This is a genomic window from Marinobacter sp. M-5 (genome assembly GCF_032911545.1).
Taxonomy (GTDB): domain Bacteria; phylum Pseudomonadota; class Gammaproteobacteria; order Pseudomonadales; family Oleiphilaceae; genus Marinobacter; species Marinobacter goseongensis.
Window position 1 is genome coordinate 64189 of the sequence record NZ_JAWJEK010000004.1, and the last position, 21874, is coordinate 86062.

General features: G+C 59.5%; 20 protein-coding genes and 1 riboswitch. Of the genes, 11 read left to right on the top strand and 9 right to left on the bottom strand.

Annotation, left to right across the window (positions count from 1 at the left end; all coding sequences use genetic code 11):
• Positions 1-5 precede the first annotated feature (5 nt).
• Genes R0125_RS15625 through R0125_RS15660 form a run of 8 tightly spaced genes read left to right on the top strand, consistent with a single transcriptional unit; the run spans position 6 to position 8236 of the window.
• Positions 6-1364 carry an O-antigen ligase gene (locus R0125_RS15625; protein ID WP_317238749.1) on the top strand — a complete coding sequence of 453 codons (1359 nt, stop codon included), beginning with the start codon at positions 6-8 and terminating at the stop codon, positions 1362-1364.
• Positions 1365-1395: 31 nt separating this feature from the next.
• Complete coding sequence (locus R0125_RS15630) at positions 1396-2082, top strand: acylneuraminate cytidylyltransferase family protein (RefSeq protein WP_317238750.1); 687 nt, start codon at positions 1396-1398, stop codon at positions 2080-2082.
• 26 nt (positions 2083-2108) lie between these two features.
• Positions 2109-3725 (top strand): aldolase catalytic domain-containing protein, encoded by a 1617-nt coding sequence (locus tag R0125_RS15635; protein ID WP_317238751.1) that lies wholly within the window; start codon positions 2109-2111, stop codon positions 3723-3725.
• Positions 3726-3733: 8 nt separating this feature from the next.
• Positions 3734-5011, top strand: a complete 1278-nt coding sequence (locus R0125_RS15640) for a hypothetical protein (protein ID WP_317238752.1) — start codon at positions 3734-3736, stop codon at positions 5009-5011.
• Positions 5012-5021: 10 nt separating this feature from the next.
• The gene (locus tag R0125_RS15645) at positions 5022-5750 is read left to right on the top strand and encodes a hypothetical protein (RefSeq protein WP_317238753.1); all 729 of its coding nucleotides are present in this window, start codon (positions 5022-5024) and stop codon (positions 5748-5750) included.
• Positions 5751-5794: 44 nt separating this feature from the next.
• Complete coding sequence (locus R0125_RS15650) at positions 5795-6895, top strand: glycosyltransferase (protein ID WP_317238754.1); 1101 nt, start codon at positions 5795-5797, stop codon at positions 6893-6895.
• Positions 6896-7534 (top strand): hypothetical protein, encoded by a 639-nt coding sequence (locus R0125_RS15655; protein WP_317238755.1) that lies wholly within the window; start codon positions 6896-6898, stop codon positions 7532-7534.
• Between the two features lie 48 nt (positions 7535-7582).
• Complete coding sequence (locus tag R0125_RS15660) at positions 7583-8236, top strand: HAD-IA family hydrolase (protein ID WP_317238756.1); 654 nt, start codon at positions 7583-7585, stop codon at positions 8234-8236.
• On the opposite strand, the gene R0125_RS15665 is transcribed toward R0125_RS15660, so the two are convergent.
• From R0125_RS15665 to R0125_RS15680, 4 genes are all read right to left on the bottom strand, one after another.
• A complete protein-coding gene (locus tag R0125_RS15665) occupies positions 8233-9369 on the bottom strand; it encodes a glycosyltransferase (protein WP_317238757.1) in 1137 nt (378 codons plus the stop codon). The two genes, R0125_RS15660 and R0125_RS15665, sit on opposite strands and share 4 nt — an antisense overlap.
• Entirely contained in the window at positions 9366-10196 is an 831-nt protein-coding gene (locus R0125_RS15670; protein ID WP_317238758.1) for a glycosyltransferase family 2 protein, read from the bottom strand. Before R0125_RS15670 ends, R0125_RS15665 begins: the two co-directional genes overlap by 4 nt.
• A 114-nt stretch (positions 10197-10310) precedes the next feature.
• Positions 10311-11219, bottom strand: a complete 909-nt coding sequence (locus R0125_RS15675) for a lysophospholipid acyltransferase family protein (RefSeq protein WP_317238759.1) — start codon at positions 11217-11219, stop codon at positions 10311-10313.
• Between the two features lie 82 nt (positions 11220-11301).
• On the bottom strand, positions 11302-11970 hold the full coding sequence (locus R0125_RS15680; protein ID WP_317238760.1) for a YrbL family protein: 669 nt from the start codon (positions 11968-11970) through the stop codon (positions 11302-11304).
• A gap of 68 nt (positions 11971-12038) precedes the next feature.
• On the opposite strand from R0125_RS15680, the gene R0125_RS15685 reads away from it, so the two are divergent.
• Positions 12039-12719: an SGNH/GDSL hydrolase family protein gene (locus R0125_RS15685; protein ID WP_317238761.1), complete on the top strand. Its 681-nt coding sequence runs from the start codon at positions 12039-12041 to the stop codon at positions 12717-12719.
• Here R0125_RS15685 and R0125_RS15690 read toward each other — a convergent pair.
• From R0125_RS15690 to lpxL, 4 genes are read right to left on the bottom strand one after another with little or no spacing between them, the layout of a single operon-like run.
• Positions 12673-13737 (bottom strand): glycosyltransferase, encoded by a 1065-nt coding sequence (locus R0125_RS15690; RefSeq protein WP_317238762.1) that lies wholly within the window; start codon positions 13735-13737, stop codon positions 12673-12675. The genes R0125_RS15685 and R0125_RS15690 overlap by 47 nt on opposite strands.
• A 2-nt stretch (positions 13738-13739) precedes the next feature.
• A complete protein-coding gene (locus R0125_RS15695) occupies positions 13740-14849 on the bottom strand; it encodes a glycosyltransferase family 4 protein (RefSeq protein ID WP_317238763.1) in 1110 nt (369 codons plus the stop codon).
• Positions 14846-15784 carry a mitochondrial fission ELM1 family protein gene (locus tag R0125_RS15700; RefSeq protein ID WP_317238764.1) on the bottom strand — a complete coding sequence of 313 codons (939 nt, stop codon included), beginning with the start codon at positions 15782-15784 and terminating at the stop codon, positions 14846-14848. The genes R0125_RS15695 and R0125_RS15700 overlap by 4 nt, the downstream gene beginning before the upstream one ends.
• Positions 15785-16735: an LpxL/LpxP family Kdo(2)-lipid IV(A) lauroyl/palmitoleoyl acyltransferase gene (gene lpxL, locus R0125_RS15705; protein WP_317238765.1), complete on the bottom strand. Its 951-nt coding sequence runs from the start codon at positions 16733-16735 to the stop codon at positions 15785-15787.
• Positions 16736-16871: 136 nt separating this feature from the next.
• Between lpxL and waaA the strand changes: the two genes are divergently transcribed.
• Complete coding sequence (gene waaA, locus R0125_RS15710; protein WP_317238766.1) at positions 16872-18134, top strand: lipid IV(A) 3-deoxy-D-manno-octulosonic acid transferase; 1263 nt, start codon at positions 16872-16874, stop codon at positions 18132-18134.
• Positions 18135-18178: 44 nt separating this feature from the next.
• On the opposite strand, the gene R0125_RS15715 is transcribed toward waaA, so the two are convergent.
• Positions 18179-19567 carry a TolC family outer membrane protein gene (locus R0125_RS15715; RefSeq protein ID WP_317238767.1) on the bottom strand — a complete coding sequence of 463 codons (1389 nt, stop codon included), beginning with the start codon at positions 19565-19567 and terminating at the stop codon, positions 18179-18181.
• A 173-nt stretch (positions 19568-19740) separates the two neighbouring features.
• A riboswitch (TPP riboswitch) is annotated at positions 19741-19852 on the top strand.
• 72 nt (positions 19853-19924) lie between these two features.
• Between R0125_RS15715 and thiC the strand changes: the two genes are divergently transcribed.
• Entirely contained in the window at positions 19925-21814 is a 1890-nt protein-coding gene (gene thiC, locus R0125_RS15720) for a phosphomethylpyrimidine synthase ThiC (RefSeq protein ID WP_317238768.1), read from the top strand.
• Positions 21815-21874: the final 60 nt, after the last annotated feature.

The window sequence follows — 21874 nt, forward strand, 5'->3', positions numbered from 1 at the left end:
CGCGGATGCAACACGAACCCTTTATCAATTCAGATGGTGCCACTTTGACAAAGAACCCCACTGCTCACCCGGACGCTATTACCTCCGGGTCCGCCTGGGATAGAGTTTTATCCTGGCTGTCGTTCTTGGCTTTGGCTTCTTACCTGCTTTTTTACGTTCTGGTACCTGACGCATACGCCTTCGGCCCATCGTTGATGTTAATTCTGGCATTGCTGACCTACCGCTGGAAAAAGCTGCGTGCCGGTATCGACAGGGAGAGCCTGGCGCTGCTGGGGGTGCTCTGGATGTTTTTCCTGAGTCAGGCATTGACCCTGTTGGTGCATGGCGAAGATCTGTCGGAATTTGACCTCTCCACACGATACGTGGCGGCTTCACTGGTTATGGTATTTGTGCTGAGGTATGGCATGAGCGCAGGCTGGTTTTTCGCACTTGCCGCGCTCGGTGCCGTGATGGCAGGCGGATACGGTTTATACCAGGCAGAATTCCAGGGTGTTATGCGCGTCACTGCGTTCGATAATCCCATTCACTATGGCAATGGTGCGATGGCGCTTGGGCTGCTGGCGTTCTCGGGACTTGTGTGGGCTGAAAAGCAGCCGTGCCGGCGAATCTGGCAGGCGTATCTGTGTCTGGGCACCGTGGCCGGTATATACGCCTCGCTTGTGTCGGGCACGAGGAGTGGCTGGGTTGCCTTTCCTGTGGTCACGGTGATTGGCCTGTACGCGTTCTGGCGACCGCTTATCCAGCGTAAGATTCTGTTTGCACTTACGGTAGCGGTGGTCGCGGTCGGGTTCATGGCGGCCTCCCAGGTTGACCTAGTGGAACGTCGCACGGCGGTGGCGGTGAGCGAGTTTGTTGACTACTACGAGGACGGCCGAAACAGCACATCGGTGGGGCTGCGGCTGGACATGTGGAAAGCCGGTATCGGGGCCTTCAAACAGAACCCGCTAATCGGCTCTGGTCCGACCGGAACCGACCAAGTTGTTGATGAGCTAATTGCCGGGGGCGAAATTCACCCCGCAGTCCGGGATTTTCGTCATTTGCATAATCAATATGTGGAAGTGATGGCCCGTTATGGCATTGTTGGGCTGGTCACTTATCTTCTTCTGCTGCTGGTCTCGCTTCGCCTGTTCATGAAGAAAACACGCTCAGATGTACCGCAGGTTCAGGCCCTGGCGTTGGGAGGCTCGTTCTTTGTAACCCTGCACGCGATTGTTAATCTGACTCAGAGCATGCTGGAGAGAAACATAGGCGTTACCATGTTTGTATTCATGGTGGTTTTTGTCTGGGCGATCCTGAAACGGGAAGAGGCGAAAAGCCGTCGGTCCGTCTTGACCAGAGAAGACTGCAGCCGCGCCAACTCATGACAACACTGAGTGAGCTCCCGGGAGAGACAAAATGACTGTGACCTGTTTTTTGCCCTGTCGGAAAGGCAGTGAGAGGGTGCCCCGGAAAAATATTCGGCCGATTGCCGAGAAGCCGTTCGGACTGCTGCAGATCAAGCTTGAGCAGCTGCTTGCCGCCAGGCTTATCGATAAGGTCGTTCTCTCTACCAACGACGAGGACATCATCGAGTACGCCCTGACTCTCGATTCACCTAAGCTAGATATTCGCCTGCGGGACGATACGCTGTCTTCCAGCAGCACAAGCACAGACGAACTCATTGAGTATGCCGGTTCCCAAATAGAAGAAGGGCACATTCTCTGGACCCATGTGACGTCTCCGTTTCTGACAGCGGCCCTTTATGACGAAGTGATAGAGCGGTATTTCAGGGAGCTGAAAAACGGCCACGATTCGCTGATGACTGTCAGTGAACTGCGGGGGTTTGTCTGGGATGAATCCGGGCCTATCACGTACGATCGGAATGTTGAGAAATGGCCCCGCACCCAGACACTGGCGCCGCTTTATGAGATCAACAGTGGTGTTTTCCTGGCCCCTTTTTCAATCTATAAGCAGAAAGCGGACCGGATAGGTGAGCGACCCTATAAATACGTTGTGGATAAGATCCAGGGCTTCGATATTGACTGGGAGGAAGACTTCCTGATTGCCGAGGCCATGCTCACAGCCGGAATCTCCGATATCTGACCCTGCGCTTGCGGATGAACGACGCTATGACGAAGCAACAGCTAACTTTCCTCGATTGCACGCTGCGTGACGGTGGCTATTACAACGGTTGGGATTTTGACACGGATTTGATCGCACTCTACCTGGATGCGATGGCTGCCGCCGGAGTTGATGTGGTGGAAATGGGGCTTCGAACCCTCCAGAACCAAGGGTTCAAGGGCCCCTGCGCCTACACCACGGACGAGTTTCTCCGCAGTCTGTCGATCCCGCAATCCCTGACGGTCGGGGTAATGGTGAACGCCTCGGAACTGGTTGGGGAAGGGTCTTTGGAAGAAAGGCTGGCCATCCTGTTCCCAACGACTGCCGGCGACTCTCCCGTCAGCGTGGTGCGGATCGCCTGCCATGTGCATGAATTCGATGAAGCGGCGGAGGCCAGCGGCTGGCTGCGTGACCGGGGTTACCGGGTCGGGTTCAACCTGATGCAGGTCGCGGATCGTGGCCAGGATGAGATTGAAGCCATCGCCCGCAAGGCATCCTTGTACCCGATCGATGTCCTCTATTTCGCTGACAGCATGGGCAGCATGTCTCCAGAGCAGACCGCGGTGATCATCGGCTGGCTTCGCCACCACTGGCAGGGCGAACTGGGCATCCATACCCATGACAACCTTCGCATGGCCTTGCAGAATACCCTGGCGGCCCTCGGTGAGGGCGTGACCTGGGTGGACTCCACGGTGACCGGCATGGGTCGGGGACCGGGCAATGCGAGGACAGAAGAATTAGCGATCGAGATCGCGCAGTTGCGGCAGCAGCAGGTATCGCTCGTGCCGCTCATGCGGATACTGAGAAACGATTTTCGACCGATGCAGGAGCGCTTCGGCTGGGGTACCAATCCCTTCTACTACCTGGCGGGGAAGTACGGTATCCACCCGACCTACATCCAGGAAATGCTGAGCGATTCCCGTTACGACGAAGAAGACATTCTCGCGGCTATAGAACACCTTCGGGTGGAGGGCGGCAAGAAGTTCAGTCTCCACACACTCGACGCCGCCAAGCACTTCTATGGCGATGGCCAGAGCGGCAATTGGAATCCGGAGTCTCGACTTGGCAACAGGGAGGTGCTACTGCTAGGCACCGGGCCCGGGGTGCTGCGCCATAAATGGGCGCTGGAAAATTATATCCGCCGGCACGAACCAGTGGTCATCGCACTCAATACCCAGGCTGCGATTGCGTCGGAATTGATCAGCCTTCGTGTTGCTTGCCATCCGGTCCGGTTGCTGGCGGACTGTCATGCCCATTCGCTGTTGCCTCAGCCCCTGATTACCCCTTGGGCTGCGCTTCCCCGGGATGTGAAGCGCGCGCTTGAGGGCAAGGAAGTACTGGATTTCGGGCTCTCCGTTGAGTCCGATGTGTTCCGGTTTGCCGAGGTGTCCTGCACACTGCCCACCTCCCTTGTGGTGGCCTATGCGCTGGCGATTACAGCGAGCGGAAAGGCCTCAAGGGTGCTGATGGCCGGGTTTGACGGCTACGGCGCTGACGATCCGAGAAACCGGGAAATGAAAGATGTACTGGATCTGTATCAGCAGACGGCGGGCGCTAGGGAACTGGTTTCCGTAACACCGACCCGATACGAACTTGCCTCACAATCGATCTACGGGATGGACTGAACGCTGGCATGATCGGGAAGCTACTGTACTCAAAAAAGCGACGGGACCGCTGGTGGCGGTTCACTGTCCTCAAGGACACGTTTATCGAGGCCCAACAGGTACCGGTAGGCAACACAAAGGAGCTTGTGCTGCTGGACCGTGCGCTGCGCCGAATCGGTTATGGGGCGGCTCCCGAGCGTCTTGCGTTCTTCTGGCGAGAACTGTTAAGCCATGGTGCTACACGGAAGGAGCAACTGCAGCCCGACGATCTTCAACGGATTGAGCATCAGGTGGGCCAGATGGATCCCGCGATGCTCCCTGCACTCTGTTGGCTCGATCTTTATCGGTTGTGCCTGGGCATTGGTTTCTTCCAGCTTGCCCGCGCTTTGCGAGAGCACGGCCTGACCCGGATGGTGGCGGATGCCCATAAGCGGGACAGTGCTCGCGCCGACACCCTGGCCCTGGGACTGTACGCGCAGCTTGAACGGGAAGATTTTGCGGACGCAGCCATCCTTCTGAAGCAGATGGGGCGCGAGCTTGCGGACCCGATGAAAATTGCGCAGGCCCGGTGGTTCCTTCAGTTGCTGGCAGGCACCTGGGATGGCTCCGACGATGGGATGACCAGTTTGGCCGCGCTAGAGGACCTGGCCTTCGGCAGGTTTATCCGGGGCCAGCGAATCGCGCTGGTTGGCCCTGTGCCCATTGAGAAAGCCCAGGGGGCGGAAATCGATGACCACGATGTCGTGGTGAAATTCGGCTACCGGGGCGGCGATAAGGGCAGAGACCCCGACACCCAGGGCGCGCGTATTGATGTCAGTTATTACAACAACACCCAGTCCCAACAGCTCGCCCGGGCCAATTATGGGGCCGTACTCTCCTCCCTGCGCTGGGCGGTTTTCCACAATCGCAAAGGGCACGCGCAATTACCGAAGGAATGTTCAGGTACCCGGCAACTGGTCTCGTTCATGTGGCTCCTGGCGGATACCCACTTTAACGCAGGCCCGAATGCCATGGTTGATATGCTCCGCTTTCGGCCCGCTGGCGTTCGGGTTTTCAACACCGACCTGATGCTCTCGTCTGGCCGGTTCGCAGGCTACAACCCGGCAGGCGCCCCTCCGGTCGATTACATCCGCTCCTTCATCAAGACCCACGATCCGATCCTTCAATACGCGGTCACGAGGCGACTCTGGACGCTGGGATACCTCTCCGGCGATGAGCGTTTCAGTGATGTGATGGAAATGGGCCTTCGGCGCTATCTCGATGAGCTACAGAATGCACATGGAGCCGGGGACCGTGCTCTCATCTAAAGGCTGACTCATGTCTCGCTTACTCACATACGGCAAGAATCGTGTTGTTTCACGGCTTGAAGACCCGGCCAGCCGACAGCTGGTGGACGCCATTTCCAATGACCAACTGCTGCGGGAATCGGTGTTTCGCGATAACTGGCGGACCCTGAGCGCGAAAGTCCGTTTTGGTGATGACGCACTCCTGCTCAAAGTGCCCCGGGCACGGAATAACCGTCGCTGGGAGCGCTTTTTGACGCTCTTCCGTGAGAGTGATGCATTACGGACCTTCCGGCATATTGAGCGGCTGTCTGACCTTGGCTTCGGCGCACCGCAACCGGTCCTGGCGTGCGAGCGCAGGTGGAGGGGCGTGGTGGTCGATTCCTTTGTGTGCTACCGGTTTGTTGAGGGTCGACCAGCGGAGCCGAGGGATGCGGAAAAGATTCTCGTCGAGTTGCAGGCGTTGCACCGGCAGGGCTATCTTCGAAGCGATGCCCAGCTTGCCAACTTTCTGATGGTGGACAGAACTGTCACGTTTATTGACTTCCGGCTGAAGCAACCACGGTTTCTGCCCAAGCTTCAAAAAGCCAGGGAGATAGACCGTTTCTTGCGCAGCTGTCCCGAAGCCCGGCACTTGCTTTCCAGTACTGAGGCCTCATCTTTCTGGCTATGGTTGGCCTCAAGCCTGGAATCCGCGAGCTTCGGGGTGCGCAATCTCAAGCGGCGGGTCAGAAACCGCAGGAAGCGGAAAAACCGCGCCTGAACTATATCGAATCCACCGGGCCCATAAGCCAAAGGTACTGAACCATGGAAAAAGCGGTGTTGTTTTGTCCCTCGAAAGTGTGGGGCGGCATTGAAAAAAATGTGCGCCTTCGGGCTCGTTTCCTTGGGCAGAGCGGTGTCAGGGTTTACGTCGTTCTATTGGACGGCTGTTTTGCAGACCGTTTTGCAGGACTGGAGAACGTCTCGGTCATTGAAGTGGCCTCCCGTGGTGGAGATTTCAATTTCTTTGTGGTCGCAAACTATGTGAGGATTCTTCGGAAGATTGACCCCGACGTGGTGTTTGCTGCGCTGAAGAAAGACTGGTGGCTGGTCACCCTGGCTTCAAAACTCGCGGGGGTTGATCGGGTCGTGTTGTATCTCGGGATCGCCCGGAGGGTGAAGAGTCCGGTCAAGTTCTTCGTGATCTTTCGGTTGATGAAGGCACTGCTGATGGTCAATAGTGACTCCCTCAGGAGTGCCATGCTGAAGCATTCCAGGATTTTTGACGAACGTAATGTGGTGCGGGTGTACAACGGCTTTGCGCTGCCTGCCGGAGAGCGCCGGCCGACGGATTTCAGGACCCAGCTGAATCTCTCTCCAGGCACCGTTATTGTCGGATGTGCCGGCCGTTTCAGCCCACAGAAGGGCTTCGACCTGTTGCCGGATATTCTCGCCGGGCTTCCGGACAATGTGCATGTGGTGCATGTAGGCGAAGGGGAGTTTGAGCAAGAGATCAAAGGGGCCATCAATCAACGGCCGGAAGCGGCAAGGATTCATTTCCTTGGCTACCAGACGGATATGGGCGCCTTTTTCCAGGGGATCGATCTTTTCCTGCTGTGCTCAAGGAATGAGGGGATGGCCAATGTCCTGAACGAGGCCATGAGCCATGGTATACCCGTGGTCTCTACCCGTGTGCCCGGCAGTGAGGAACTGCTTGCCCATGGCCGCTACGGCATCCTGACGGCCGTGGATGACGTTTCGGCTCTGGCCCGGGGTGTCCGGTCCATCATGGAGGGGGAGCAGACGTTTGCGCCGACCGAGTTGCGGGCATGGATCGACTGTGAGTTCGGACTTGAACGCATGATTCGGGAAACCAGGCAGCTCTTTTTTGGGCCAGAACAGGATCGAATGAATGAAGGACATTAGTTGACTATCAAGTACCATCTCAGGGCACTCTGGAAAGACATGCTGAGCCGTCAGCGGTTCGGCCGTGAAGCGCCACTGTACGCAGAACGCATCTGGGTTCAGCCCTCCCAGTGCCAGCGTTACATAGAAGCGGCGGACCTGGCGGCGCACTTAGGATCCCGCGTAAGACGAATTTCAGGTTCTGTGGTATCGGAATGGCCAGCCGAACTGGAGCAATCGTTTGATAGGCATCCCAAACTGACCTACTGCTGGAAGCATTGGCGGGAAGGTAAGAGCTGGGAAGAAGCCGGTGCCATCGATTTCATGCTCAGTCGCATAGCCGTGTCGCCGACAGGGATGACCGATAAATGCCGTACCCCTGAAGATGTTGCAAAACGTTTTCACGCGTTGGATGTGATCTGGGATGAAGTTCGCCAGCGGGGGAGCCTGCCACCCCGAAAGGAACTCGATCCCGGAGCCTTCCGCGAGTTAGACGGTATCCTGATGCACCTTGGCCCCGGAGGAGAACCCATATTTTCCGGGGCAGGGTGCCACCGTTTTGCCATGGCTCTCATGCTGGATACGCCGTTTCCCGCGCAGTTAGGCGTGGTTCATATATCAGCCCTGGAAAAGTTGCGCGAGGCACGCGTCGGGCGCTGAACCCCAGCGGAATTTGCTGAATGTGCGGGATTTTACTGGAGCTGATGAATGCCGGTCCTGAATCACTACAAAACCTGGGTGTTTGACTGCGACGGAGTCCTGCTTGACTCCAACCGGGTCAAGACCGGGGCCTTCTACGAAACCGCCCGACCTTATGGCGAAGACAAGGCCAGGATGCTGGTGGATTACCACGTCCGGAACGGTGGAATATCCCGATACGTAAAATTCGAGCATTTTCTGGTCAGCATAGTGGGCCGGCGCGAGGTTGAGCCTGTCGAACTGGATGAGCTACTGGATCGCTATGCAGGCTACGTGAAGCAGGGATTAAGAAACTGCGAGGTGGCCTCAGGTCTGGCCGAACTGAGGCAGAACACACAAGGCGCGCGCTGGCTGGTCGTCTCGGGCGGTGACCAGAAAGAGCTCCGGGAGGTATTCCATGACCGGGGGCTGGCAGGCCACTTTGACGGCGGCATCTTCGGCAGCCCGGAGACCAAGGATGACATTCTGAGTCGGGAACTGGCCTCCGGGGTAATTGAGCAACCGGCCGTGTTTGTTGGGGACAGCCAGTACGATATTGAAGCAGCGTCACGGGCCGGACTGGATTTTATCTTCCTGAGCAAGTGGAGTGAGTCGCGCCATGATTTCATGAACGCCATTGCCAGGCTGGAATCCATTCGCTCCATTGTGGATACGCTGGGCTAGGCCAGAAACTGCTCAACCACTGCTTCCGAGCGGAAGGCCTCAAGCCATTCCGCTTTCACCTCGATCGGCAGCTTATTGACCGCGGATTCAAGGCCCTGCGCCAGCCCTTCCGGCGTGCCCGGGGTCAGGTATTGCTCCAGTTCTCCCTGAAAAACAAACCTGACACCTCCCCGGCTGTCCGTGGACAGGATGGGCGTGCCGCACGCCAGCGCTTCGGTTAGAACTATGCCGAGTCCCTCGTATTCGGAGGCGAGCACGAACAGGTCGGCCCGCTGCATCCAGGGATAGGGGTTTGTGCGCTTACCGGCGAACAGCACGCGGTCGGCAATACCCAGTGACCGGGCCTTCTGCTCCAGTTCCTGTCGCAGCGGACCCTCGCCAACGATGACGAGCTGGTGAGGAATACGAGCCCGGGCGAAAGCGTCCAGCAACAGGGCGTGTCCCTTTTGCGGAACCAGTCTGGCCACGTTTACGATGTAAGGCGTGGTGGGCAGGTCGGGGTCGTTCTCCTTTGCCATGGCGTGGATCTGGGCAACCGGGCAGGGATTGGTGATGACCCTGAGTGTTTTGGGTTCAACAGACCCTTTGGCAAATGCCTCCTGCGCCGACTCGAGAACGCCGGACGACACGCACGCCAGGTGTCGGTTGTGGAACACCAGTTTCCACTCCAGCTTCTTTTGCCAAAGTGGGCGATCGTAATGGATAACATTTTCCAGTACGTAGACATTGCGGTCATCCTGGAAGGACCAGAAATACTTGAAGGTGCCGAGGCCGCGGAAAACGATGCGGTCGAAGTGGCCGTATTGCTTCTCCAGTTTCTGGATATGGCGCTTCAGCAGCCATCCGCTGAGCCAGCCAACCCAGATGAAGTGGGACTTCGGCAGCACAACGCCAAGAACCAGGCGTGATAACAGGAAGATCGGAACGCCAATCACCGACTTCAGCAGGGCCTGCAGTTGATCAAAGTGATGGAGCTTCACGGCTTCGTGGGCAGGCTTCAGATCATTGGGTTGATTGCGGCAGGCCAGCAAATGGCTCTCGTGGCCTTCTTCGGCAAAGGCGTCTGCGAGATTAACGGCAACCCGCTCCATGCCCCCCATTTTCAGGCTGTGAATGACGACCAGGGTTCTCATGCGGTGGGCTTCTTCTCGATTCCATTAACCGCCCAGAAGGTCCGGTCATCTTTCACCGCCTTGCGGATGGCCCGGTTCTTCGCCCAGATTTCCGGCTTGGAGTAACCGCGGGCATGATCCAGGTGCAGGCACACCGTGCTGTAGCGAATTTGCTTCGATTTATGGCCGTAGTTCCACAGCCGTTCTCCTAATTCCCGGTCCAGCCCGCCGTACTGCATGTCTTCGTTGAAGCCATTGACCGCGATCAGGTCTTTGGTCCAGGTCGAGCTGTTCATTCCATTCCAGCTTGAGGCCGCAGGGGTTACGGCATTTAAAAGCTTCTTCTTCATTTCGGAGCGGGACAGCTTCCACAATTTGTGGTTTCTGGGTTGACCCTTGCTGACCAGCCATTCTGGCGAAAAGATAACGCCGCTGCGGATGTCGTCGTCCGAAATGGCCTCGGACACCGGCATGGTGAGTTTGATGTATCCGCCTGACAGGAAGTAGCCAGGCTCAGCCAGACGCTGATGCGTGGCGATGAAGTCAGGTTCGGGGATGCAATCTCCGTCAGTAAAAATCAGGTAGTCACAATCGGTTTCGCAAATGGCCTTGTTGAGTATCTGGCATTTGCGAAAGCCATCGTCCTCGTGCCAGACGTGATCGATGGTCAGAATGCCGCGATCGCGGAACCGATCGATCAAGGCGCGGGTTTCCTCAGTGGAGCCATCATCGGCCACGATCACCCGGAAGTCCTTCCGGGTCTGGTTCTCATACCCGGTCAGAACTTTTCCAAGCCACAGGGGCGAATTGTAAGTGGTGATAACCACGCCGATGGATTGTGGTGTCATAACTCTGTCTGGCCCGTGCCGATGAGGTATTTAAATAAGGCGTCTAGTATACACGCGCTGGCGGCGGCTTGCCTGTCAGGGATTCTCATCATCACCGCGCGCGAGACGGACGGCTCAGCGGCACAGTTTCTTCGGATTGTAAGGGTTCGGTGTGCCCGGCGTCAGGTGCCGGAAGCGCTTGTATTCCCACTGATACTGTTCCGGAATTTCACGCGCGCAGTTTTCAATCGAGAGGTTCAGTGCCGTGGTTGCGACCACCGGGTCGGTGGAATCCAGGTCAGGCTCGCATTCGCGGATGACCAGTCGAAACCCCTGGCCGTCTTTCAGGCGCTCCGAAAAGGTCATCAGTGGGGTAGCGCCGGATTTCTGAAGCAGCTTCGATACCAGGGTCATGGTGCGTACATTCAGCCCGAAGAATGGCGCATGGGCCACGCCCTTCGCACGGGGACTCTGGTCGGGAAGGATACCGGCCACGCCGCCTTCCCGTAACAGCGTGATCAGCCGCGCAAGCCCGCGACGGTCGCCACGTACCAGTTCGGAGCCAATGCGGCCGCGCACTCGGATCATGTAGTCCTCGAATTCGCGGATATGCGGCGGGCTGTATAGCGCCGCCATTTTGTGGCGAGACGAGAAATACAGGCCGGTCAGCTCCCAGTTGCCAAGATGAGGCGCCAGCAGTACCAGTCCCTTGCCTTTGGCCATAGCGGCGTCCAACAGATGCTCGCCTTCGATCTCCCGAATCAGCCCCAGGCAATCCTCGACCGGCCACTCCCACATCAAGGGAATCTCCATCAGGGTTTGCCCGGTGTGGCGTAGGCTGGATCGGGCCAGGTCCCGGCGCCGGGTCTCTGGCAGGTCCGGGAAGCAGATGCGCAGGTTGGTTTCTGTCACTTTGCGGGCTTTGCTGTTGAATACCCAGCCAAGGGTGCCCAACAGGCGGCCAATCAGCTGCGCGCCGCTCAGGGGCAGCTTGCCGGCCAGTTTGAGGGCGAGGATCAGAAACGTTGCTTTGGACACGGCCATGGATCGGGATTCATCTCTCTTCGTCAGATTGAGCGGAAGCTATCACCATCGGGCCGGGGCGGCAAGGCAGAGTGGGTCCGATCTACAGCTTCTGAGCGTTCTCCCAGCTGTTATTGCGGTCGCTCATCTCCCAGTCGATCCGTAAATAGAAGCGCCGTATGCGACGTTCAATGTAGCGTTTTCGCCAGGCCGGAACCATGGCGAGTTTGTCGGGAACGGTAGGTGCTCCCAGCCCGTCTATCAGATACAACTCCGGCCGCTGGTGCCGGGCCACTACCACCAGGTTGTGGGGCAGCAGGTTGCGGGTAAGAATCCCCGTGTCCTGTAACCAGCTGCAGAAACGGCCCACAGCGTCGCGCATGGGCTGGTCAAAGCCCCGTTGGCGCAGGTAGTGCTCCAGGGTCTGTGCAGGCTGGCCCTGATCATCCAGCAACAGTTCGCTGACATTGGCGCGGCCCAGAGAGGTGGGTTCAGCCCCATGAAAATGGGGCAGATGCTGCCAGACCATTTCGGCTTCGCCCTTGGCGAGCAAGCGGCGGATGGCTCCTTGCCGGTGGGCTTTCAGTTCCTGGGCGTTGTCATCAATGCGGCGTCTGCCCAACAGTTTCTTGGCCCACGGCTGGCGCTGATAGCGCGCCTCGATGTTTTCAGGGCGCAGTACTTTCAGACACAATAATGGATCGTCCGGGTGACGAAAGCAGTGACGGTTACAGCCTGAGGCGAACGGCTGGCAGGTGCCAAGGTCAATCATGGGCGGTCACAGAACCTTTTATGTCTGAAAGAAGATCCATCCTTGAGTAATGGAAACGGAATCGTACCATGACAACACGTTGTATCGCTTACGGTGACTGTAACACCGAGGGGCTGAAAGGCTACCAGGAGCCGGTGTGGCCGGAGCTGGTGGCGTTGTATCTCGGGCAGAGTCTGGTCAATTGCGGTCATACCATGAGCACGACCCGGGAGCTGCTGCGCTACGCCCAGGCGTTTCCGCCGGGCGATTATCAGGTGGGCTTTATCCAGTACGGTCTCGTGGACTCCTGGCAGGTATTTCGCGGCGCGCCTTACGTGTTGTACTACCCGGATAACCCGTTTCGCAAGATCGCGCGCAAGCTGGTGAAGAAGATCAAGAAACTCGGGCGACGACTGCATCTTCTGCAGCGCCTCGGTGCGGTGGAGCAGGTGCCGTTGCCGGAGTACCTCGCCAATGTAAGTCAGGTAGTCGGATCGGCCCCGCAGACCCGGTTTGTGCTGGTGGCAACGCCGCCGAATCTGGACGAGCCCCGTAACCCGCGAATCCGAGCCTACAATCAGGCGCTGCGGGATCTTGCGAAGCAACACCGCAATGCGGTTGTGGCAGATGCTTACGATCAGCTCTGGGCGAGCCGGTCCGAGTGCCTGATGGCGGACGGTACTCACCTGAGCGCCGAGGGTCATCGGGTCGTGGCCAAGGCCGTCATCGCGGCGCTGGAGAAGACCCCGCCGGAGACGCGTCAGCAATAAGCTGGTGATAGAACTGGGCGGTCGCCGTCACCATAGCCTCTTGAGAAAGGGTGTGGGCGGCGCGCTCAAACGCCGCTGTCTGATGGTTTGCCAGCGCGTGCAGCGAGTGGGCGTGTTGGCTAATCAGGCGGCTGAGGTCGGCGGTGCTGTCCGAGTTGGCGATGCAATCCAGCGGCAGGAATTCCCGCACACCGCTCACCGGTGTGGCCAGCACCGGACACCGGGCGAGCAGGGATTCCACCAGAATGTAGGGGAAGCCCTCCCGTTGTGAGCTGATCACACAGGCCGACGCGGCCTTCAGCCATGCTCCGGTATTGGTCTCGAAACCCGGCAGCAGAACCCGGTCCTCCACCTCAAGCTTTCTGATCAGGGCGGTGAGCCGTCCTCGTTGACTGCCTTCTCCAAGGATCACCAGCGTGCCGGCAACACGCGCATCGATCCACGCTTGAATCAATCGGTCGAACTGTTTGACCGGCTCCAGTCGGCCGGCGGCAAGCAGAACCGGTCGGTCGTCGGGAATCGGTATGGTGGTGCCGGTTGTTCCGTGGTTTGTGGTCGCCGGGATGAGGCCATTGTGAATCAGGCGTTTATTCCGATGAGGCAAAGCGGCCAGAATGTCAGCGCTGACGGCGATAACACCGTCCAGCCCGGCAAAGGCCCTGTGGGAGGTTTTGGTGCCGTGTACGGTGCCGAGGGTGACCCCGGCAAATTTCTGGGTGCGGCTCAGCAAACTGGCCGCCTTGTTGCCCTGTGCGTGGGTAATGTCTGGCCGGATCGAGCGCAGCGTCCGTTGAACCCGGAACCGGAGCCAGGGGTTGCGGCGGCCCAGATGCAGCGGCAGAGGGTGTACGGTAATTGCAGCCGCGAACTGCGACAGATAGGCCGGGTGGGCCAGCACGTGTATGCGGTGCCCCCGTCCAGCGAGAGCCGCGGCCAGCTCTGCGGTGTGCTTTTCCATGCCGCCCCAGCCGGTGCCGGGAGTGGCGAGGATCATGGCAATGGTGAGCCCGGTGTCCACCCTCAGGCCTCGCGCCCGGCGATCAGGCGCTGATAGATCGCCAGTGTGGCCTCGGTCTGGGCTTTCAGATGAAACCGTTCCGGCACCCGGATAGGCGGCGTGGGGTGGCTCAGCAAAGTTAATGCGGCTGCGGCAAATCGTTGGGTGTTATCCGGCTCCACCAGGCCTTCAGGAAAACAGGCCCGCAGGGTTTCGGCGGCGCCGCCGCGATCGAAGGCCACTACCGGGATACCGGACGCCAGCGCCTCGGTTACGGTGCGACCAAAGGGTTCCGCTTTGGTCGACATGTGACACACCAGATCCGACGCCAGGTACAGCTCTGCCATGTCACGGCGTTGGCCCAGAAACGTCACATGGTCATCCAGCCCCAGCTCTGAGCGCCGGGCCAGCAACTCTTCCATGAAGCGGTCTTTGCCCGGCTCCACGCCGCCCACAACGATGCCGTGGCAGTCCGGATTCTGGCGTACGATCTCGGCCATGGCTTCCAGGAAAAGAAGCTGACCTTTCCAGCGGGAAATCCGGCCCGGCATCATGATCAGGCGTTTGCCGGCAAGCTGAGGGTAGTCGCGCTCCAGCGCGGCAGACCAGTCGGCACTGAGGGTCTGGTTGCGAAAGCCGTCCACATCAACGCCGCGCTGGATGACGGTGAGTTTGCTGTCGGCCACTCTGAAATGGCGAAGCACGTACTGCCGCACGCAGTCGGAGACCGCGATGATGTGATCCGCCCGGGCCATGATAGCGCTATAGGCATTCACCGAGTACATGCCATGGAAGGTCGACACCACCACCGGGCGCTCGTTCGCGGGTATGCCCCGTAACGCCAGCCGGGTGATCCAGGCCGGCATGCGTGAGCGCACATGAACCACATCCGGGCGGAGCTGCTGCAACAGACGCCGCATCGGACGGATCTGGCCGAATGAAGCCGGCGACTTACGATGAACGGGCCGCTCGATATGGGTGGATCCCTGCACCTCCAACTGGCGCACCAATGGGCCGCCGTTAGAGATGACGATGGATTCGTGGCCGCGGCGGACCAGTTCGGCGGCAAACTCCACGGTGCCCCGTTCCACGCCGCCACTGTGCAGGGCTGGCAGAATCTGAACCACTCTCATGCCGCGCCTCGTTTCAGAAATGTCCGGATCAGCCATCGGGCAGCGCGATCGGCCTCCCACAGGCGATGCGGGCTGTCGTGCACGGTGTCGCCCATGACGGTAGCATGATCGCTCCAGCGTGCCACATGGCCACGCTCCACCAGCAGATCAACGCCATGGGCGACGCGGCTGCCCTGTTGTGGGGTCAGCTGCAGCAGGCCTGCCGACACCCCGGAGGTGGCGGCCTCGCTGACCATAGACAGGCTGTCGGGTGTGACCCAGATGGCCCGTGAGGCGGCCAGCTGGTGGGAAAGCCAGTCGGCGTGGGTCCGTTGGGGATCAACAACCGTGATCTTGATGCCCGCCAGCTCCTCAAGTCTGCTGGCCAGGGTGTCCGGTGTGCGTCGTGAGCCGGAGATGGTCCAGCGCCAGGACGGATAGGTGCGGATCAGGTGGGTGATCTGCTCGAACACCACGTCGTCGTTCCAGTCAAAATGGGGTGACGGACCGCCCACCAGGATCAGGGCCTCGGGCTTGTTGGTAATCCGGGCCAGCGGGGTGATGCTGTTGATGCTGCCCTGGGTGACCAGCACGCGCTTGCCGGCTGGCACCCGATCGTGTTCCGGCACGATGGCCGCGTCAATCCATCCCAGCGGAAAGGCGGGCTTCATCAGCACCACGGTTTTTGCTCGGGCCTTGCGGCGCAGGGCGAGGAGAAGCCGATGGGTAGAGGAGCCGGCGGCAAGGATCAGGTCCGGAGCGGGCAGGGCGGCGTCCATGGCCGGGGCCAGTCCGGTCAAAGCCCGCCACAGCGGAACCTTCTTCGCCGGGGCATCGATCCAGTGCACGGTAGCGCCAGCGTGCACCCGCAGGCGGTTGCCCAGTCCTTTGAGCTGGTTGCGGTGCCCGGGCTTGTTGTCGGTCAGCAGCCAGATCGCGGGGGCGTCAGAGGCCATTCAGTGTGCTTCCTTGCTGTACAGGTCCGGGTCGTCTTTGGACGGCCGGGTCTTGAAGCGCCGGTGCATCCACAGGTATTGGTCCGGAAAGCGGCGCACTTCCTGCTCGATGCTCCGGTTTACCAGCGTGGCGTCGGCCAGGTCGTCTCCCGACGGGAAGCTTTCCAGCGGGGGATGGAAGTAGATGTCGTACCCGGGTTCGTGCTCGCGACGGAAATGGCTGAAAGGCACCACGGCACAGCCACTGTGCTCGGCAATGCGTGACGTAGCGGTGATGGAGCCGGCGGGTACGCCGAAAAACGGAGCGAACACGATGCCCTTGCGCCCGTAATCCTGATCCGTGGCGTACCACACCACCCGGTTCCTCCTGAGCTGCTTTAGCAGGCCCCGCAGGTTTCTACTGTCCAGTGCTACGCCGTAGCGACGCTCCCGCGCGCGGGTCATGACGGCGTTCATCAGGGGGTTGTTGTGATCCCGTTGCATGACATCGGCCTCGATGAACTCGGTCACCAGGCTGCCGCCCAGATCCAGGGTGCTGTAATGTCCGCCCAGCAGCAGAATGCCGTTTCCTTTTGCAAGGGCTTCGTCCACGTGCTCCAGACCGTGCACGGTGGTCACCGGTAAAAAGCTTCTGGGGTCGCGAAACCACGCCAGGCCGATTTCCATCATGCCGATACCGTTGGAGCGGAAGGTCTTGCGTACCAGTTGCTGCTGTTCCTCCGGAGACAGCGCGGGGAAGCACAGGCGGATGTTGACCTCGGTAATATGTCGACGGCGTGGAATCAGCCGGTAGGCCAGTTCTCCGATCAACTTGCCCAGCCTCCATTGCCAGCGCAGGGGCAGTCGGGACATTAGCCACATCAGGCCAATACCCATCCAGGTCGGCCACCAACGGGGATGACGGTACTGAGTGTATCGGGTGTCGCGTTTTCTAGAGGGGCGCTTGCTCACGCTGGGGTTGTCTCGTCTGTAAATCGGAATCAGAACCGGAGTTTAGCAGGGTGTTTCCGCTCGACTAAAGTGGCAATGTGGGCGAACGTGAACGTGTTTCGGTAGAATGCCCTCCAATTGCCGGCCCGGAGACTCCATGCTTCATTTTCTGTATTCACTGTTCTTTCGCGTTGCGTTGCCGTTTGTACTGTTGCGTTTGTGGTGGATCGGCCGGCGCAACCCGGGCGCCTGGAACCGCTGGCAGGAACGGCTGGGCTTTGTTGAGCCTTCGACGGAGCCGGTGATCTGGGTGCATGCTGTGTCGGTTGGGGAAACCATTGCCGCTGCCCCTCTGGTGAAGGCACTGCTTCGCCGCCGCCCCGATATTCCGATCCTGATGACCGCCATGACCGCGACAGGCTCGGCCCGGGCCAGAGCCATGTTCGGAGATCAGGTCCGTTATGCGTATTCCCCCTACGATACCCCTGGCGCTGTGCGCCGGTTCGCCAGCCGAGTACAGCCTCGGGCCCTGGTGATTATGGAAACCGAACTGTGGCCCAACATGATTGCCAACACCAGCCGCCACGACGTGCCCGTTTTCCTGATCAATGCGAGGTTATCCGAGCGTTCGGCGAAAGGTTACGAGCGTGTCGCCTCCCTGGTCCGGCCACTGCTGCGCAGCCTTTGCTGGATCGCCGCTCAGGCGGATGAAGACGCTGGCCGGTTTCTGAGGATCGGGGCGCAGCCGGAATCAGTCTCGGTGACGGGCAGCATCAAGTTCGATGTAGATATCGCCGAAGCCTTGAGGAACGAATCGGCAACACTGCGGGCGCAACTGGGCAACGGGCGGCCGGTGTGGATTGCCGCCAGCACCCACGAAGGTGAGGATGAGCAGATTCTGGAGGCGCACCGGTGCGTGTTATCCGACTTTCCCGACGCCTTGCTGGTGATTGTGCCACGGCATCCGGAGCGTTTTGACGATGTGGCAGCGTTGACTGAAAAACTCGGCCTGAGGCTGGCGCGCAGGTCACTGGCAGAGACCACGCTGGCGACGGACATGCAGGTGTACCTGGGTGACACCATGGGCGAGTTGCTGATGCTCTATGGTGCATCCGATGTTGCGTTTGTTGGTGGTTCACTGATCGAACGGGGTGGCCATAACCCGCTGGAGCCGGCCGCCTGGGGCCTGCCCGTGTTGTCGGGCCCGCACATTTTCAATTTTGAGACGATCTACCATCGCCTGGCCGCCGGGCACGGTTTATACCTGACGCCTACATCGGACGCCCTGGCGGGGTGTGTCAGCGAATTATTGAAAGATCCGGCGGTGGCCCGACAGTCGGGCGATAACGCATTGGCCGTGGTGGATGCCAATCGCGGAGCGCTGGAAAAGGTGGTCGACGGTATTCTCAGGCGGGTGTAAGCCCTGCGACAGCTCTTACTGTCGCAGGGCTCGGGGAGGTCGGATCAGTTACCGACCGGGCCCTCGAGGGTTTCCTCGTCATTGGCAAGGGCTTCGATGCCCGGTGCAGAAGCGCTGAGCCAGTTATTCAGATCAATCAGATCCTGCGGGCTCAGTGTGCCGGCCGCCTGTTTCAGGCTCAGGGTGTTGATCACATAGTCGTAACGGGAGTTTGCGTAATCCCGCAGCGCCACATAGTACGCACGCTCGGCATCCAGCACTTCCACGATGTTACGGGTGCCCACTTCGTACCCGGCCCGGGTCGCATCCAGGGCGCTGCGGCGGGAAATGATGGTTTGCTCCAGTGCTGACGTTGTCTCAATGTTGGTGTTCACCGTGCGGAACAGGCTGCGGGTATTGACCCGAACGTCCCTGCGGGTGGTTTCCAGGCTCTGCTCGGCAACCGTGACCAGGGACCGCTGTTGACGCACGCCGGCCTGGGTGCCACCGCCCATGTACAAGGGTACGTTCAGGGTGACCCCGATCACCGCCTCTGTGGTGGTGCCGTCCGATCTGCGCTGCTGCAGCGGTGAGGCTCCGTCGTCGAGTCCGTCAATGTCGCTTTTGCCGTAGGACGCATTAAGGTCGAGTGTCGGGTAGTGGCCGGCTTTGGCAACTTTCAAATTGGCTTCACTGGTGTTCAGATCGAACGCGGCGGCCTGAATGGTCCAGTTCTGCTCCAGTGCCGTGGCTTCCCATTGGGACGGATCCATGGGTTCGGGGCGGCCAAGCGGGAAATTTTCCCGCAGGTTATCGAGTTCTTCTGTGTACTCGCCGGTCAGCCGCGCCAGTTGCTCGCGGGCGATGTCCAGGTCACTCTCGGCGGCGATGCGCTGGCTCTTGCTGTCATCGTAGCTGGCGCGGGCTTCATACACCTCGGTGATCGCGATCAGGCCGACGTCGAAGCGTTCCTGAGCCTGTTCATATTGGCGCTGGATAGCGGCTTCAGTGGCGCGGGCGGTGGTCAGGGTGTCGGCCGCCCTCAGTACGTTGAAGTAAGCGCTCGCTACGTCGAGAATCAGCTGCTGCTGTGCCAGGTTGTACTGCGCCCGCGCAGCCTCGCTCTGGAATTTGCTGGCGTCGAAGCTGTACCATGCGTCGGCTCGGAACAGCGGCTGGCTCAGTCGCACGCCATAAGCCAGTGTGGTGAAATCGGCGTTCTGATCGGACGACTCCGTGTCGGTGTAGTTGGCTTCACCGAACGCATTGACTTGCGGCAGCAGGTTGGCGCGGCTCACATCGGTGGCGGCTTCCTGCGCCTCGAAACTGGCCCGTGCTGCTGCAATTCCGGAGTCATAAGACAGCGCTTTCTCGTAGGTCTCGATCAGATTCATGGCGAGTACCGGATTGGCCGCGAGCAGTCCGATCATCCCGGAAAGGAATCGTTTCTTCATTGTGTCTCCTGGTTCGTTAGCGCGTCGCTCCACTCCGGAGCGCATCTGTTGCAGCGTTGTGACAGCGCCCGCGAGCAACAGTGGACGAGTCTGGCCGGTCATTATGGACAATAATTGCGCGCATCTCTACACTTGCAAATGTCACTCATTTAGAGTGTTATGCATAAGTACATCGCGTCTTGACGGGGTGCTGGCCGGAACGTTCTCTGGCCGGCTGAGATTGCATCGCAAAACCCGCGACCTGATCCGGATAATACCGGCGTAGGAATTAAGACCAGACAGCAGTGAAGCACGTGGAATCTTCCGTGCTCCGTCATACGCGACCCGATACCACCCACCCCGTTCCGGGAGCGCATGATGACCGATACATCTTCCTCTTTACCCTCATACCTGAGCGATTCCGCCCGCGTCGACTCCGCCGCTATCCAGCCGCTGCCCAACTCTCGTAAAATTTACGTGGAGGGTAGCCGACCGGACTTGCGAGTGCCTATGCGGGAAATTACCGTGCAGGACACACCCACGGAAATGGGTGGAGAAAAGAACCCACCGGTCAGAGTTTACGACACCTCCGGGCCATACACCGACCCCGAAGCCACCATCGACCTGCGTAAAGGCCTGCAACCCATCCGCGCGGCATGGATCGCGGAGCGGGGCGATGTGGAGCAGCTGGAGGGCTACACTTCCGAATTCACCCGCCGGCGCATGAAAGACCCCCTGCTGGACCCTCTGCGCTTTATGGACGAGCGTAAACCGCTGCGGGCCAAGTCCGGACAAAACGTCAGCCAGATGCATTACGCCCGCAAGGGCATCATCACCCCCGAGATGGAATTCATCGCCATTCGTGAAAACATGAAGCTTCATGAGGCGAGAGAACAGGGCCTCCTGCAGGACCAGCACCCGGGGCAGTCTTTTGGCGCCTCCCTGCCGCAGGATATCACGCCGGAATTTGTCCGGGACGAAGTGGCTCGCGGCCGTGCCATTATCCCCGCCAACATCAACCACCCGGAAACCGAGCCGATGATCATCGGTCGCAACTTCCTGGTGAAGATCAATGGCAACATCGGTAACTCCGCGGTCAGCTCCTCCATCGAGGAAGAGGTCGAGAAACTGACCTGGGGTACCCGCTGGGGCTCCGACACGATCATGGACCTCTCCACCGGCAAGAACATCCACGAAACCCGTGAGTGGATCATCCGCAATTCGCCGGTGCCGATCGGTACCGTACCCATTTACCAGGCTTTGGAGAAAGTCGGGGGCGTGGCCGAAGACCTGACCTGGGAAATCTTCCGCGACACGCTGGTTGAACAGGCGGAGCAGGGCGTGGACTATTTCACCATTCACGCTGGCGTGCGCCTGCACCACGTACCGATGACTGCCAAACGCACCACCGGCATCGTCTCCCGCGGTGGTTCGATCATGGCCAAATGGTGCCTGGCGCACCACAAGGAAAGCTTCCTTTACGAGCACTTCGAAGACATCTGCGAAATCATGAAAGCCTACGACGTCTCGTTCAGTCTTGGTGACGGTTTGCGTCCCGGCTCCATTGCCGATGCCAACGATGCGGCCCAGTTCGGCGAACTGGAAACCCTCGGCGAACTGACCAAAATCGCCTGGAAGCACGACGTGCAATGCATGATCGAGGGCCCGGGCCACGTGCCCATGCAGCTGATCAAGGAGAACATGGATAAGCAGCTGGAATGCTGTGACGAAGCCCCGTTCTACACCCTCGGCCCCCTGATCACCGACATCGCACCAGGCTACGACCACATCACCTCCGGCATCGGTGCTGCGATGATTGGCTGGTACGGCTGCGCCATGCTCTGTTACGTCACCCCGAAAGAGCACCTGGGCCTGCCCAACAAGGACGACGTCAAAACCGGCATCATCACCTACAAGATCGCGGCCCATGCCGCCGATCTCGCCAAGGGACACCCGGGGGCCCAGATTCGCGACAACGCACTCTCCAAGGCCCGCTTCGAGTTTCGCTGGGAAGACCAGTTCAACCTCGGCCTCGATCCGGACACCGCCCGGGCCTACCACGACGAAACTCTACCCAAGGAATCCGCCAAGGTGGCCCACTTCTGTTCCATGTGTGGACCGAAGTTCTGCTCCATGCAGATTTCACAGGAGGTTCGGGAGTATGCAAAGGAGCATGGTCTCGATGAGGTGTCGGCGGTGGATGCCGGCATGCAGGCGAAATCGCGGGAGTTTGTTGAATCCGGGAGTAAGCTGTACGACAAGATCTGACTTTGAGTCTGGTGGCACCTGGCCTGATGGTTGGGTGTCTTGAACCGGGGGCCAAAGCTT